This window comes from Pseudomonas sp. (assembly GCF_050739775.1).
GTDB lineage: Bacteria > Pseudomonadota > Gammaproteobacteria > Pseudomonadales > Pseudomonadaceae > Aquipseudomonas.
In genome coordinates, this window is record NZ_JBOICA010000021.1 from 75,905 (window position 1) to 90,716 (window position 14,812).

The following is a 14,812-nucleotide window of genomic DNA, read 5'->3' on the forward strand; positions in this document are numbered from 1 at the left end:
CCCAAACTGGTGGCTTTCGATAATCCGCAGGCATGAAAAAAGCCCCGCAACCTCAATGATTGCGGGGCTTTCTGTAATGGAGGCCGAGGTCGGAATCGAACCGGCGTAGACGGATTTGCAATCCGGAGCATAACCACTTTGCTACTCGGCCTCAAATGCCCAAGACCCTTTGAACAGCGATCTCAAACATATACAACTCTTTAGGGAAACAACTCAATACGACCGCTATCCCCTTGAAAACGCTAGGCTTTTCAGTCGCCTCGTTTTCGATGGACGCAATTATGGACTCATTCGATTGAGCTGGCAACCCCTTGAATTCAAAAAGTTTATTTTTTCCTCTACGGGCGGCTCAGGGGCCGTGCTACCTGGGTTCGAACGCAGGGTTCGGGGTGACGCATGCCCGGTAAAGCGCCTTATCATACAGGCCATGTCCCCTGCCCGCGTCGTGAATTGTCGTCGATGATGCAAACCGAGCTGGATCTGTTTGACCCTCAAGATCCACTGCAACCGCAGTGGGTCGGCACACAGGCGGTGGTATTGCCAGGCTTTGCCCTGCCCCAGGTGCAGGCGTTGCTGCCGGTACTGCGTGAGGTTGTCGCCCAGGCGCCCTTTCGCCATATGCTCACACCCGGTGGACTGAAGATGGCCGTAGGGCTGACCAATTGTGGTGCGCTGGGCTGGGTCAGTGACCGTCAAGGCTACCGCTACAGTCCGCTCGACCCCCTGAGCAATCGGCCCTGGCCAGTATTGCCCGAGGTGCTGCTGGAGCTGGCCAACCGCGCGGCCGCCAGGGCCGGGTTCAGCGATTTTCAACCCGATGCCTGCCTGGTCAACTGTTATCGCCCCGGCAATCGCCTGAGCCTGCATCAGGACCGCGACGAGCGCGACTTCACCCAGCCGATCGTGTCGGTGTCGCTAGGGTTGCCCGCGGTGTTTCTATTAGGTGGATATGTCCGCAATGAACCCACCCAGCGGATTAGCCTACGTCATGGTGATGTGCTGGTCTGGGGTGGCGAGGACCGTCTGCGCTTTCACGGGGTGCTACCGCTCAAACCAGGCGCGCATCCACTGTTGGGCAATCTGCGGATCAACCTGACCCTGCGCAAGGCTGGATGACGACACGCCTGAATTGAACGCCACTGACTCAAGCTTTACAGTCTAGCCCGCACACCTCATCAGCAATGAGAATGACTTACAAGTCATGAGCAGTTTCATTCTCAATAAACAACCCATACACGCTTCTGAGACCCATCGCCCTTGAATAACAAAGCCTTGAGTCGAGCCCAATACCACATCGCAGCCCGGCAGCTGCCTGTCTATCCGCATCTGATGCAGGCTGTTGAACAGTCAGGCTTGGCCGCTGGGAGCATCGCCGTGGACGTTGGTTGCGGCGCAGGTCGAGATACCCGCTATCTGCTCGAGCAAGGCTTTGTCGTGCATGCCTTCGACCAGGATGCCAATGCCCTGGCGCATCTGCAGGACCTCAGCGAGCACCCTCGACTTGAAGCACAACAAAGCCGCTTCGAAGACTTCGATTACCCGCAAGCCGACTTGATCAGCGCATGTTCCAGCCTGTTCTTCTGCCCGCCTCAGGCCTTCGAGCAGGCCTGGCAGAAAATCGTCCGCGCCTTGCGTCCGGGGGGCGTGTTCTGCGGGCATTTCATGGGGCCGCAAGACAGCTGGGCGCAACTGGACCGTGGCGACCTGAGCATCCATGAGCCCGAGCAGGTCGAGCAGCTGTTCAGCGGTTTCGACGTGCTTGATTTGCATGAACACAATCAACCGGGACAGACCCTGCTCGGTCGTAGCAAACACTGGCATACCTGGTCAGTGCTGGCACGCAAGGCCGGCGCCCGGTGACAACCGGAGGCAGGATCCTCGCCAGCAGCCCTGAAGCTGTATATACATACAGATAAAACTTGCCAGCCCTGTCAATCCTGCGCATCCTATGCTTCACCCCAGCCATAGAATGACACCCAGCCGGCATGCGTCTGTTTCTCTGCGAAAAGCCCTCCCAGGCCAAGGATATCGCCAAGGTCCTCGGTGCCAACCGCCGCGGCGATGGTTGCTGGGTGGGTCCTGACGTCACCGTCACCTGGTGTATCGGCCACCTGCTCGAAACCGCACCGCCCGACAGCTACGACGCCCGCTACAAACGCTGGGTGCTGGCCGACCTGCCGATCATCCCGAGCCAGTGGAAGATGCTGGTCAAGCCGAAAACCGCCAGTCAGTTCAAGGCGGTCAAGCGTCTGCTGGGCGAGGCCCGGGAGCTGGTGATCGCCACTGACGCCGACCGCGAGGGCGAGATGATCGCCCGTGAGCTGGTTGAGCACTGCCGCTACCGCGGGCCGGTCCGCCGCCTGTGGCTGTCGGCCCTGGACGACGCCTCGATCCGCAAGGCCCTGGCTGCACTCAAGCCCGGCAGCGAGACCTTCAGCCTGTACCATTCGGCCCTGGGCCGCTCGCGCGCCGACTGGCTGATCGGCATGAACATGAGCCGCCTGTTCACCCTGCTCGGACGCCAGTCCGGTTATCAGGGCGTACTGCCGGTGGGCCGGGTGCAAACCCCGACCCTGCGTCTGGTGGTGGACCGCGACCGCAGCATCGCCGATTTTGTGCCGGTGGCTTTCTGGGCCATTGATGTTGTGCTCGACAGCGCCGGAACACGTTTCGCCGCACAATGGCGCGCCGCCGAAGACACCTGCGACGATCAGGGGCGCTGCCTGAACCAGGCCCTGGCTCAACAGGCAGCCGCTGCTATCAGCAATGCTGCCCATGCACGCGTGGTCAAGATCGCCACCGAGCGGGTACGCGAAGCCGCGCCCTTGCCCTTCGACCTCGGCACCCTGCAGGAACTGTGCTCGAAAAAATTCGGCTTCGGTGCCCAGGAAACCCTCGACATCGCCCAGGCGCTGTATGAAACCCACAAGCTGATCACCTACCCGCGCAGCGACTGCGGCTACCTGCCACAGAGCCAGCACGCTGAAGCGGCGGCCATCCTTGCCGCGCTGCTGCGTGCCGACCCCAGCCTTGCGCCGCTACGGGGGTACCTGCAGGCCGAGCACCGTTCACGGGCCTGGAACGACGCCAAGGTCAGTGCCCACCACGGCATCATCCCCACCGCAGCGGCCAGCGACCCCTCGCGCTTGCCAGCCAAGTACAAGGCGGTCTATACCCTGATTCGCGCCCGCTACCTGGCGCAGTTCCTGCCCAACCACGAGTACGACCGCACCCAGGCCGACTTCGACTGCGCCGGCCAGGCCTTGCGCGCGGTAGGCAAACACATCGTCGAACCGGGCTGGCGCCGCGCCCTGCCTGAGGCCCTGACCCCGGCCAAAGGCCGTGAGGCTCCAGTCGCGCAGGTGCTGCCAGCCTTGCACCAAGGCCAGGACTGCGCCGTGGCCGAGGTCAACCTCAAGGACTTGTGGACCCAACCGCCCAAACCCTTCACCGAGGGCGACCTGATCAAGGCCATGAAAAACGTGGCCAAACTGGTGGACGACCCGCGCCTCAAGCAAAAGCTCAAGGACACCACCGGCATCGGTACCGAAGCCACCCGTGCCGGGATCATCCAGGGCCTGCTGGATCGCGGCTACCTGGTCAAACAGGGCAAAGCGCTGTGTGCCACGCCCGCGGCCTTCAGCCTGATTGACGCCGTGCCCCGGGCCATCGCCGACCCGGGCACCACGGCAATCTGGGAACAGGCCCTGGACATGGTCCAGAGCGGTGAGATGAGCCTGGAAGAGTTTGTCGCCAAGCAGTCGGCATGGATGAGCAAGCAGGTGCAGCGCTGCGCAGGGTTGAGCCTGACCATCAGTGGGCCGGCGATGCCGCGCACGCCTTGGAAGAAGAAGCGCAAAGGCAGTGCGGGTGCGGGTAAACGGGTGGTTAAAACGCGGACCAAGGCGAAAATGGCCGAAAAAAAACACACCCTCGATTGAAAATCCTTGCGCCGCTCCTACAAGTGCCAGTCTTGCTTGTCGGCAAAGAACGCCCGCGCATTATCCTCCAGGCTCTCCAGGTGATAACCGCCTTCTTGAACGATCAGGCATGGCACACCCAGCCCACGAATACGCTCACCCAACCTGGCGAAACCTGCGCAGGTAACAGCCACCTTGCTCTGTGGGTCCAGCTCATAGATATCAAAGCCCAGTGACAGCACCAGCACCTCGGCGCCGAAGTCCGTCACTGCCGCCAACGCCACGTCCAACTGGCCAAGAAAGTCCGCCTCACTGGCACCGTGGGCCATCGGCAGGTTGAGGTTATAGCCCTGCCCCGCACCACTGCCGCGCTCGTCGGCAAATCCGGCTACGCCTGGGTAGAAGTTGGTCGGATCACCGTGCACCGAGACGTACAGGACATCGTCGCGCTCGTAGAAGATTTCCTGGATGCCCTGGCCGTGGTGCATGTCAGTGTCGAGCACCGCCACTCGGCTGAAGCGCTCGCGCAGCACCTGGGCGGCAATGGCGGCGTTGTTCAGGTAGCAGAAGCCTCCGGCCGCTTCGGCTCGGGCGTGGTGCCCCGGTGGACGGCACAGGGCATAGGCTGCCGGTTCGCCATCGAGCAGGGCCCTGGCACCGGCCACCGCGCTTTGCGCCGACCAGTAGGCCGAACGCCAGGTCAACTCACCCACCGGGCAACTGCCATCAGCCAGATAGCGGGCAGCCTGGGCAAGGATGCCGCGCAAGGCATTGGGCTCACGCACGAAGATGTTCGACATCACCTCGTCGCCCCAGTCCTCGGGGATCTCCTTCCAGCGCTGGTGAGCCTCCTCGAGAAAGGTCAGGTACGGCGCACCATGCACCACCAGCAACGGCTGCAGGCCGGCGTCGATGGGCTGCGCGATCTCGAAGCCGAGTCCTTGGGCAGCCAGCAGCAGGTGCCGGGCACGCTCGGGCACTTCCTGAGGCGTGCGCATCTGGCCGCGGGAGTAGTAGCTGCGCGGATGGTGCAGAAGCTGTTCAGGGTGGAAGTAGCAACGCATGAGCTTGTCCTTATTCGACCCGGCCGGCGCGAGCCAGCACGGCATTGAGCAGTACATCGGCGCCCTGGCGCACGTCCTCGGGCAACACGTCTTCAGCCTCGTTGTGGCTCAGGCCGCCAACGCAGGGGATGAACACCATGGCGGTCGGGCAATAGCGCGCCAGCAGGATCGCATCGTGACCGGCACCGCTGACAATCGATTGTTGGGCGTAACCCAGGCCATCCACCGCCTGTTGCACCGCTGCCACGCAGTCGGCGTCAAAAGGTGTTGCCGGGCTGACCCAGTGGCGGCTGATGCTGACCTTCAGGCCACGTTGAGCGGCGATGGCTTGCAGGCGTTTATTGACCTGCTGCTCCATGTCGTCAATGGCGCTGTCGAGGTGATGACGCAGGTCGATGGTGAACTGCAGCCGTCCGGGAATGGTATTGCGCGACGACTTGCTGATACTCAGTTCGCCCACCGTGGTCAGGCCCTGGGGCGCGAAGTCGCAGGCCAATTGTTCAATCGCCTGGATCATCGGCGCGGCGCCGTAGAGGGCGTCCTTGCGCAGCGGCATCGGCGTGGTGCCGGCGTGAGCGGCCATGCCTTCAACCTGCACGTCGAGCCAGCGGATGGCCTGGCCGCCACTGACCACACCGATGCTCCTGGCGTTGTCCTCAAGGATCGGGCCCTGCTCGATATGCGCCTCGAAGTATGCATCCAGCGCACCGCCCAAGGGACGTTTGCCGGCATATCCGCTGCGCTGCAGCGCTTCGGCGACACTGACGCCATCGGCATCGCGCACCGCCAGGGCATCCTCAAGCCGCATGCTGCCGGTGAACACCGCCGAGCCGAACATGGCCGGGGTGAAGCGGGCGCCTTCTTCGTTGGTCCACACCGCCACTTCCAGCGGCTTGCGGGTCTGGATCTGCAGGTCATTGAGACGGCGCACCACCTCAAGTCCGGCCAGCACGCCGTACACACCATCGAAACGCCCGCCTTCAGGCTGGGTATCGAGGTGGCTGCCGATCATCACCGGCGCGGCTTCAGGATCGGTGCCGGGGCGACGGGCAAAAAGGTTGCCGATAGGGTCAACGCTCAGGGTCAGGCCCGCTTCGCGGCACCAGTGGGCGAACAGTTCGCGTCCGGCCTGGTCTTCTGCGCTCAGGGCCAGGCGGCAACTGCCGCCACGGGCCGTCGCGCCGATTTCAGCCATGGCCATCAGGCTCGCCCACAGGCGTTCGCCGTTGCTTTTCAACATCGCAACTACTCCAGTAATCGTTGAGGGATCAGGCCATTTCCAGGCGATGGGCTGCAGCATGGCGGCGCGCCAGGGCCAGCACGCAGAGCAACGAGATCGCCGCAATCACGCTGTAGAACAGCGCCATCGGCCACCACTGACCAACAAACTTGTGCGCCAGCCAAGTGCCCACCAGCGGCGTCAGGCCACCGGCGATTGCACCACACACCTGGTAAGCCATGGAGATCGCCGTGTAACGCACGCGGGTGTCGAACATGCCGCTGACGTAGCCGGCGATCACCGCGTAGAAGGACGCCATGCACACCACCGCCAGGGCGATACCGACAATGATCAGCGGCGCCTGGCCGGAACTGACCAGCACAAACATCGGATACGGCGAGGCCATGGCCAGCAGCGACACCAGGCAGAGGAAACGCGTGGCGCCGATCTTCTCTGCCACCCAGGCCGCCATGGGCTGGATGCAGAACTGAATAATCGCCACCACGAACAGGCATTCCAGAATCAGCGAGCGCGGCAGGGCCAGTTGCTGGGTGCTGTAGGCAATCATGAAGGTGTTGGTGAAATACACCCCGGCGATGCCCAGGGTATTGGCGCCAATACACAACAGCAGTGGGCGCCAGGCGGTGCGCAGCACCTCCATCACCGGTGCCTGCTCCTTACGCTTGGCCTTGCTGGCCTGCTCGCGGCTGGCGAGGAATTCCGGCGACTCGTTGACCCCCAGGCGAATCGCCAGGCCCACCAGCAGCAACAGGGCACTGGCCAGGAACGGCAAGCGCCAGCCCCAGCTCATCAGGTCTTCTTCAGGCAAACGGGTGACTGCGCTGAAGGCCAGCAGCGACAGGATCAAGCCAGCCGGGCTGCCCAACTGAGCGAAGGAGGCAAAGAAGTTCCGCCGGCCCTTGGGTGCATGCTCACCGGCCATCAACACCGCCCCGCCCCACTCCCCGCCTACGGCAATGCCCTGGACGATGCGCAGCAGAATCAGCAACACCGGCGCGGTGGCACCGATCTGGGCGTAGGTCGGCAACAGGCCGATGCACACCGTGACCACGCCCATCATCACCAGGGTGATCACCAGCGATTTCTTGCGCCCGATGCGGTCACCGATATGACCAAAGACAATGCCGCCCAACGGCCGAGCGAAAAAGCCCACAGCAAAAGTGCCGAAGGCAGCCATGGTGCTGAACAGCTTGTCGTCGGAGGGGAAAAACAAGGCGCCGAACACCAGCGCTGCGGCCGTGGCGTAGATGTAAAAGTCGTACCACTCGATCATGGTACCGATAAAGGCGGCAGCCGCCGCCCGGCGCGGCTGAGGCGAAGCAGAAGGTGTCATGGGTCAGGCTCCTTTGATTATTTTTCTGGCAGGAGAGCACGGTGCGTGCGGGCGCTCTAGGTGACGCCGTGTGGGAACGATTTTTCGTCCCGGGGCTATGATTAGTCAATTTTCTATTTATTATTCAAATTATTAACCACCGTTATATTTACGTCACAGAGCCCTGCCATGCCTGACCGCCTGCTCAACGACCGCCTGGACTGGAACCTGCTGCGCACCTTTCGGGTGATCGGTCAGGAACTCAGTATCAGCCGCGCCGCCGCGCGCCTGCATTTGACCCAACCGGCCGCCAGCCAGGCCCTCAAGCGTCTGGAGGAGCAGCTCGGGCGCCAGTTGATCGCCCGCCGTGGCCCGCGCTTTGCCCTGACCGAAGTGGGCGAGCAGATCTTCCACCTGGCAGGGGAAATCTATGGGCAGATGTCTCAGGTCAGCGGTGTGCTGGAGCAGCCTGCCGACGAAGTGATCGGCAAAGTGCGCCTGCTGATGATCAGCCGGATCTTCTGCGAGCGCTTCGACAGCTTTCTTGCCGATTTTCATCGCCAGCATCCGCGGGTCGACCTGGATATCGAGGTAATGCGCAGTTCCGACATCGTCAGCGCCCTGCAGGAAAAAACCGCGACCCTGGGCCTGAGCCTCAACCGCCGGCCGCAGCCGCGGCTGGAGCAGCGCCTGTTCCTGCGTCAGCGTTATGCCTTCTTCTGTGGCAAGCACCACAGGCTGTTCGGCAAGCAGGACGTCGCCGAGGGCGACCTGCAACGGGAGAACTTCGTCAGCTTCGCCAGCGACCAGATCGGCGGCATGCTCTCGCCACTGACCATTTTTCGCGATCAGCAGGGGTTCAGTGGACGCATTGTCGCCTCGTCACCAAGCCTGGAAGAAGTGCGGCGCCTGGTGATTGCCGGGTTTGGTGTTGGCTGCCTGCCGGCCCATGTGGTGGCCGCGGATGTCGAAGCGGGTTTGCTCTGGCCGCTGCCGCCGCATGACGGGATTGCCGATGTGGACATACATCTGCTGTGGAACCGCGAACAGCGCATGAGCCGGGCGGAGGCGGTGTTTATCGAGGCGCTACAAGCGTCTCTGTAGGTGCCGATAAAATCCTGTCTATTTTAATAGACACCTCCACCGACCCAATCAGCGTTAAAAGCCGCAGGATAGAGCGATAAATCCGCGAGCAATGGAGAAAAGCAAACTCAGCCTTGAAGGAATTTGTGAGATTTTAATTGACACACCCATCGCACTCTTCTTACTTTCCCCCTGCCTCTGGGCACATAAAAACAATTTCAAACCAAAGTAAGCGCCATCCCTCATGCCAGTCTCTTCGCGTGTACCTGGAACGGCAGCACACAGGACCGTCTGCATGGCATGTGCAAAGCCTCGGCTATCAACATCGCCCTCTGCCCACCGCCCTGTAACCACAAGGACGTCACCATGCTGCTGCGCCGCCTGCTGATTCAATGGAAGATCACCCTGCTCGCCGGTCTCTGCCTGCTGGCCATCGTCGGGCTGCTGATGGCGGCTGCGTTGTTTCAATCCAACCGCAGTGCTGCGCTGGTCAACAGTGCCAACGCACAGATGCTCGATCAGAACGCCCGCCTGCGCTTGCATACCTATGCCCAACTGCAGGCGGTGCGCATCCAGCGCTATTTCAAGGACGCCTACCTGTATGGCAATGGCGTTTCTCACCTGCTGCTGGCGCTCAAGGCCCAGGGCGTCGACAACCTTCGCCAGGTACTGACCCAGCAAACCAGGACGGCACTGGGTGATAACCCTGAGCTGCTTGGCCTGTACCTGGTCTTTCTGCCCAACGCCCTCGATGGCAATGACGCCGGGTTTATCGATCAAACGGCCGTAGGCAGCAATGAAACCGGGCGGTTTTCCCTGTATTGGTCACAGCCGCAGGCCGGCCAGCTGGAGTCCGAGGCGATGCCCGAAGCCATGCTTGCCGACACCAGCCTTGCGGCCAACGGCTCCGCCTACAACCGCTGGCTGACCTGCCCACTTGAAACCGCTGAAACCTGCGTAGTCGACCCCTACTTCGACAACGTCGGCGACCGTACACCGCTGATGACCAGCATCGCCATCCCACTCAAGCAGGACGGCAAGGTCATTGGCGTGATGGGCCTGGACATCAGCCTCGACAACCTGCAGCAGTTGAGCCTCGACGGTCGTCAGGAACTGTTCGACGGTAACGGCCAGGTCAGCATCGTCAGCCCCGCCGGCCTGCTGGCTGGGCACAGCCGTGATGGCACCCAGTTGAGCAAGAAAATCGAAGCGGTATTCGGCCAACACGCCAGCGCCCTGTCCACGCAGATGCGCGCAGGCAAGGCGGCAGAATTCACCGACAACGGCATACTTCAGGTCAGCCAGTCGTTCGCCCCGGTTCCCGGCGCGCAGCCGTGGAGCGTGTTGCTGGAAGTGCCCGAGCAGGTCCTGCAGGCGCCAGCTCTTGAACTCAACGCCCGTCTTGACGCCCACAACAGCAGCGCCAACCTCAGCAGCCTGCTCATGGCCCTTGGCGCCGCCGTGCTAGGCCTGGTGGTGATCTGGATGACCGCCCGTGGCGTGACGCGCCCGATCCTCAACGTTGCAGCGATGCTCAAAGACATCGCCAGCGGCGAAGGCGACCTGACCCGCCGCCTGGACTACGCCCGCAAGGATGAACTGGGTGAGCTGGTGGCCTGGTTCAACCGTTTCCTCGACAAACTGCAACCGCTGATCGCCGACGTGAAGGCCTCGGTACAGGATGCCCGCAGCACAGCCGACCAGTCGGCGGCCATTGCCAGCCAGACCAGCGCCGGCATGCAGCAGCAGTACCGCGAAGTCGACCAGGTGGCCACCGCCTCGCAAGAAATGAGCGCTACCGCCCAGGATGTCGCGCGCAACGCTGCGCAAGCCGCCGAGGCAGCACGCGGCGCCGACCTGGCCACCCGCGAAGGCCTGGAACTGATTGGCACCACTACCCGCGCCATCGAACAACTGGCCGGCGAAATGACCGCCGGCATGCAAGAAGTGCAACAGCTTGCCAACCGTAGCGAACAGATCGGCTCAGTGCTTGAGGTGATCCGCGCCATCGCCGAGCAGACCAACCTGCTGGCCTTGAACGCCGCCATCGAAGCGGCGCGTGCAGGTGAAGCAGGCCGCGGTTTTGCGGTGGTCGCTGATGAAGTACGCAACCTGGCCCGACGCACCCAGGACTCGGTCGATGAGATTCGCGTGGTCATCGAAGGCTTGCAACAAGGTACGCGTGACGTGGTCGGCTCGATGCACGGCAGCCACCGCCAAGCCCAAGGCAGCGTGGCCCAGGTCGAACTGGCGGTGCCGGCCCTGCAGCGTATCGGCGATGCGGTAGCGGTAATCACCGACATGAACCTGCAAATTGCTTCTGCGGCCGAGGAACAGAGCGCCGTGGCCGAAGAAGTGAACCGCAACGTAGCGAGCATTCGGGACGTGACTGAATCGCTTTCCGGACAGGCGGAGGAATCGGCGCAGATCAGCCAGGCATTGAACCGCCTGGCCAATCATCAGCAGGGGTTGATGGCGACGTTCAAGGTGTAGTCAACCTGCATTGTGGGAGCGGGAACTTCAGGTGATGGGCCAAGTCTATAAAGCCCCTGTATCAGTGATGACAGGACAGTGAACCAACCCCAGCCGAGCAGCGCTGAAGGTTTGTTATGCAACAGTGCCGTCCGAGATCAGCCGAGTCCGCCCCCCCGATGCCCACCAAGAGTTTTCTGCCAGGTCTCATCCTGGCGTTCTGCACCGCCGCATCGCTTTGCTCGGTTGCTGCCGAGCGAAGCGCCTCCTCGCAAAGTAACAACGCATCAACCACCCTGATTGAAACCGCCTCGCAGCAGTATGCAGAGGGCCAGCTGGACCAGGCTGCGGCCACGCTGGAGCGTGCGCTGCACATCCAGCCGAACAATCCCGCGACGCTGCACTACCTCGGTGTGCTGCGGCTTCAGCAGGGGGAGTACCAGCAGGCTGAAACGCTGGCGGCGCGCTCGAACCTGCGGGTTGGTCGCAACGTGCAGTTACGCAACCGCAACTTGCAACTGATCCAGGCGGCGCAGCAGGCCCAGGCTTCGGGTACCCCACCCAACGCCGAACAGGATCGGGTTGCGGTACAGCAGGGGCTGAAAGCGCAAGCACAGGCAGAGAGGGAGTCGGAATCGCAGACGGTTGCCAGGCCCGATCCTGACGGGCCTTTTCAAATGACTTTCGCAGCGCCACAAGCCGAGTTCGACGCCATGGACATTCCCCGCGGCCATTGGCCGCCGCCGGGCAAATGCCGAATCTGGTTTGCGGATCGCCCGCCCGGGCATCAGCCCGATCCCGGCAGCTGCAAGAAGCTCAAACATGAGGTTCCGCTTGGGGCCTATCTGGTGGGTGGTTGAGTCGGTATAGGTACTTAACCGCTACGCAACACACTCGACGTAGCTCGACTCCCCGCCCCCCGTCACACCCGACAACCAGCCCCATACGAAGGACAGCGTGGTACGCCCTGCGTGATCAACGCCGAGCGTGCCGCGGGACCAGCCGCAAAGCAGTTCACCCTCCTTGGTCAAGCACTGAAAAAGCAGCTCGATGGTATCCGGGCCTGTCGCACGGCCAACCTGGTTACCCAGGCGGATATGGCCGCCTTGGTAAGTACTGGAAATGGCATCGCCCTCGACCTGGTAGTGAAACACTGTGCGTGCATCGGATAGCCCAGAGACGTTGTCTGCTACCGCGAATTTGCGATTGTTCAGGCGCTCGCTGATTTGAGGGAAGCGGATGTCCATAAATGTCGTGTCCTTTGGTCGAGATGTTCCATTCCAGTCTTCGATCAGACTAACCGATCGGGTTGCGACTTAAGAAGGCGCTGCTTTGAATTGACTTCGGCACAGCCCACCGCATACTGGGCAAAATGCTATCACCCTTGGCCGTGCCGGCCCTACCTCCTGATGGAAAGGAATGGAGCATCAATGCAGCAGAAAGTCAGCTTTGCCGATGTCGTACGTACCATCCTGCGTGACCATCCTGAGGGCATGACCCCGCAGGAAATTCGAGAATTAGTCAAAGTTCACTACCCTGAGTTCTACGGCACTGAATCCCATCTGCGTAACGTCCAAAATGGTAATTACAAGGACATCGACCATGCCGTACTCGCAAGGATTTACATCACTTGCCGTAATGCTAGCGACATCTTTGCGGATAAATCCTTCAAGCCCCACAAAATGTCCATTGAAGCCAGTGTTGAACGTCCCGAAGTTGAGACCGACACTCTCATCGAAGACGAAAACCTCGAAAAACTTGCAGCTGATATCGGCACCCTCTATGTGCTGGGTACCAATCTATTCACCGCTGAAGGCAGCGAAATCATCAAGATTGGCATTACCACCGGCTCCGTCGAAAAGCGCATCGCCCAGCTGTACACCACCGGCGTGCCCTATCGCTTTCGGGTGATCTCCCAGTTCGATACCAACAACTACTCCAAGCTTGAACAAGCCTTGCATTGCCTGTTCGACAAGTACCGGATCAACCGGGCGCGGGAGTTCTTCACCGATCATTGCCTTGCGCACATCGAGGACCTGATCAGCATTCATAACCGCATCGAAAGCAACTGACCGCAACCTGGCCGCGACGGTACAAGCGCTCGACAACGACCGCGCGGCCCTGCAGCACCACCATTCGTCGCATTCAAAAAGCCGACACCCACTCCCCGCCACCGACTGGCTTGCCTATTGCACAAGCCCGCCCCAGCGGCCCCGAAAAGACGTAATTCTGACGCGGCAGCGGCCAAAATTAACGTTTGAGGGCGCCGATCAGACGCCTGCTCAGCTATCGGAGATGTAATGTGTCAACGCTCAATGAAATCGCAATGAACCACGCGAGAATGGTCAAAAGGCTGGCGGAGGAATCGATCGTACTGGAACAGCGGCAGCCCATCGTCGTGGGCGGTTTCGAGGTTACATCCATCGACACGCCAGCCCCCATGCCGCTGCCCTTCATCATTGATGTTGCAGACAGAAACATCGAGCTGATGGCTGCCGCGGTCTGATCGCCAGACTGCACCCCTGCTTCAACACTGGACCGGCTCTCACTGCCAGAAAACCGGTCCAGCCTTACGCTGATGCTGGCAAGCCATGCGCCAAATCTTCGACTAGTGCCTTGGCCATCCCTACCAGATAATGCGCCGCCCATGCCGACGTACCGTCCTGCTCAAGGCCGGCTTGCAACGTCAGCTGGTAGGCACAGCCCATCATGATCGATACTTACTCCAGCACAAGCGCCGTGCCCTGGCTCGACCCGAAACAACCGCTCAGCACCTGTCCCGCCCTCGCCTTCAGCGAACGTGCTGTACACTGATCGAACGCTCGATGGAATACACAGCAAGCCTCAATTAAGAGGTGCATCTCATCGTCAGGAATACCTGTCTATCCATACACCATGCTACTATCTCCGTTTTTTGAGCAGCTCCAGACTTGCGGCTGACATAGGAGACAGAATGAGCCTTTTCACGTCATTGGAAATGTGTGCTGGAGCTGGCGGTCAGGCTCTCGGGCTCGAGATGGCGGGGTTTGGGCATGAAGTACTGATCGAAATCGAACCTCCTGCCTGCGCCACATTGCGCCTGAACCGCCCCGAATGGAATGTACGGGAAGAAGATCTCCGTCAATTTAATGGCTTGCCTTACTTTGGAGTAGATTTGGTTGCAGGAGGAGTACCATGCCCGCCATTTTCGAAGGCAGGTAAACAGCTTGGTGCCGATGACGAACGAGATTTGTTTCCCGAAGCACTTCGTCTCGTGGACGAATGCCGCCCAAAAGCGGTGATGCTAGAAAACGTCCGCGGTCTTCTTGATCCTGTATTTGCTGACTACCGCACTAACGTCGAGAACCAACTCAAAAAGCTTGGATACGTTCCCGGCTGGCGCTTGCTAAATGCTTCTGACTTCGGGGTTACACAGCTACGCCCACGGGTAGTTTTCGTTGCTATTAGGAAAGACTACTCCGAAGGTTTTTCTTGGCCCGAGCCTAATCTGTGCACTCCACCTACTGTCGGCGAATTATTGCATGACCTTATGAAAACAGGTGGTTGGCAAGGAGCCGATGCCTGGAAAGAGCAAGCCAATACCATTGCTCCAACGCTAGTGTTCTGTCTCAAAAATAAATTTCCTACTTGAGCTACTCTTCCATAGTCAGCCGTGACATGGAGTGCCGCTATGAACTCTCAAGACATCGTGCTCAGTGACGACGAACAAGTTGAGCTGAAC

At 60.8% G+C, this 14,812-nt stretch carries 14 protein-coding genes and 1 tRNA gene; 9 read left to right on the forward strand and 6 right to left on the reverse strand.

Annotated features, from left to right (window positions below; translation table 11 throughout):
- Positions 1-77: 77 nt before the first annotated feature.
- A tRNA-Cys gene (locus tag ACRESH_RS13220) sits at positions 78-151 on the reverse strand.
- Between the two features lie 308 nt (positions 152-459).
- On the opposite strand from ACRESH_RS13220, the gene alkB reads away from it, so the two are divergent.
- The 3 genes from alkB to ACRESH_RS13235 all read left to right on the forward strand — a co-directional run bounded on the left by alkB (position 460) and on the right by ACRESH_RS13235 (position 3,941).
- Positions 460-1,116 (forward strand): DNA oxidative demethylase AlkB, encoded by a 657-nt coding sequence (alkB, locus tag ACRESH_RS13225; protein WP_431742416.1) that lies wholly within the window; start codon positions 460-462, stop codon positions 1,114-1,116.
- Between the two features lie 213 nt (positions 1,117-1,329).
- Positions 1,330-1,860 carry a class I SAM-dependent methyltransferase gene (locus ACRESH_RS13230; RefSeq protein WP_431742430.1) on the forward strand — a complete coding sequence of 177 codons (531 nt, stop codon included), beginning with the start codon at positions 1,330-1,332 and terminating at the stop codon, positions 1,858-1,860.
- A gap of 125 nt (positions 1,861-1,985) precedes the next feature.
- A complete protein-coding gene (locus ACRESH_RS13235) occupies positions 1,986-3,941 on the forward strand; it encodes a DNA topoisomerase III (protein ID WP_431742417.1) in 1,956 nt (651 codons plus the stop codon).
- Between the two features lie 17 nt (positions 3,942-3,958).
- On the opposite strand, the gene ACRESH_RS13240 is transcribed toward ACRESH_RS13235, so the two are convergent.
- The 3 genes from ACRESH_RS13240 to ACRESH_RS13250 are packed head-to-tail and all read right to left on the reverse strand — an operon-like array spanning position 3,959 to position 7,557.
- The gene (locus tag ACRESH_RS13240) at positions 3,959-4,984 is read right to left on the reverse strand and encodes a histone deacetylase family protein (RefSeq protein ID WP_431742418.1); all 1,026 of its coding nucleotides are present in this window, start codon (positions 4,982-4,984) and stop codon (positions 3,959-3,961) included.
- Between the two features lie 10 nt (positions 4,985-4,994).
- Entirely contained in the window at positions 4,995-6,224 is a 1,230-nt protein-coding gene (locus ACRESH_RS13245) for a Zn-dependent hydrolase (protein ID WP_431742419.1), read from the reverse strand.
- A 28-nt stretch (positions 6,225-6,252) separates the two neighbouring features.
- The gene (locus ACRESH_RS13250; RefSeq protein WP_431742420.1) at positions 6,253-7,557 is read right to left on the reverse strand and encodes an MFS transporter; all 1,305 of its coding nucleotides are present in this window, start codon (positions 7,555-7,557) and stop codon (positions 6,253-6,255) included.
- A gap of 168 nt (positions 7,558-7,725) precedes the next feature.
- On the opposite strand from ACRESH_RS13250, the gene ACRESH_RS13255 reads away from it, so the two are divergent.
- From ACRESH_RS13255 to ACRESH_RS13265, 3 genes are all read left to right on the forward strand, one after another.
- A complete protein-coding gene (locus tag ACRESH_RS13255) occupies positions 7,726-8,640 on the forward strand; it encodes a LysR family transcriptional regulator (protein ID WP_431742421.1) in 915 nt (304 codons plus the stop codon).
- Between the two features lie 345 nt (positions 8,641-8,985).
- Positions 8,986-11,112 carry a methyl-accepting chemotaxis protein gene (locus ACRESH_RS13260; protein WP_431742422.1) on the forward strand — a complete coding sequence of 709 codons (2,127 nt, stop codon included), beginning with the start codon at positions 8,986-8,988 and terminating at the stop codon, positions 11,110-11,112.
- 158 nt (positions 11,113-11,270) lie between these two features.
- Positions 11,271-11,951, forward strand: coding sequence for a tetratricopeptide repeat protein (locus ACRESH_RS13265; protein WP_431742423.1), 681 nt, complete (start codon positions 11,271-11,273; stop codon positions 11,949-11,951).
- Positions 11,952-11,972: 21 nt separating this feature from the next.
- Here ACRESH_RS13265 and ACRESH_RS13270 read toward each other — a convergent pair whose 3' ends face one another.
- The gene (locus ACRESH_RS13270) at positions 11,973-12,338 is read right to left on the reverse strand and encodes a hypothetical protein (RefSeq protein ID WP_431742424.1); all 366 of its coding nucleotides are present in this window, start codon (positions 12,336-12,338) and stop codon (positions 11,973-11,975) included.
- A 183-nt stretch (positions 12,339-12,521) separates the two neighbouring features.
- Here ACRESH_RS13270 and ACRESH_RS13275 point away from each other — a divergent pair, with 183 nt between their 5' ends.
- Both ACRESH_RS13275 and ACRESH_RS13280 read left to right on the forward strand, forming a co-directional pair.
- On the forward strand, positions 12,522-13,163 hold the full coding sequence (locus ACRESH_RS13275) for a GIY-YIG nuclease family protein (RefSeq protein ID WP_431742425.1): 642 nt from the start codon (positions 12,522-12,524) through the stop codon (positions 13,161-13,163).
- A 230-nt stretch (positions 13,164-13,393) separates the two neighbouring features.
- Positions 13,394-13,597, forward strand: a complete 204-nt coding sequence (locus ACRESH_RS13280) for a hypothetical protein (protein WP_431742426.1) — start codon at positions 13,394-13,396, stop codon at positions 13,595-13,597.
- A gap of 64 nt (positions 13,598-13,661) precedes the next feature.
- Here ACRESH_RS13280 and ACRESH_RS13285 read toward each other — a convergent pair whose 3' ends face one another.
- Positions 13,662-13,802: a DUF3077 domain-containing protein gene (locus ACRESH_RS13285; RefSeq protein ID WP_431742427.1), complete on the reverse strand. Its 141-nt coding sequence runs from the start codon at positions 13,800-13,802 to the stop codon at positions 13,662-13,664.
- 242 nt (positions 13,803-14,044) lie between these two features.
- Between ACRESH_RS13285 and ACRESH_RS13290 the strand changes: the two genes are divergently transcribed.
- On the forward strand, positions 14,045-14,722 hold the full coding sequence (locus ACRESH_RS13290) for a DNA cytosine methyltransferase (protein WP_431742428.1): 678 nt from the start codon (positions 14,045-14,047) through the stop codon (positions 14,720-14,722).
- Positions 14,723-14,812: the final 90 nt, after the last annotated feature.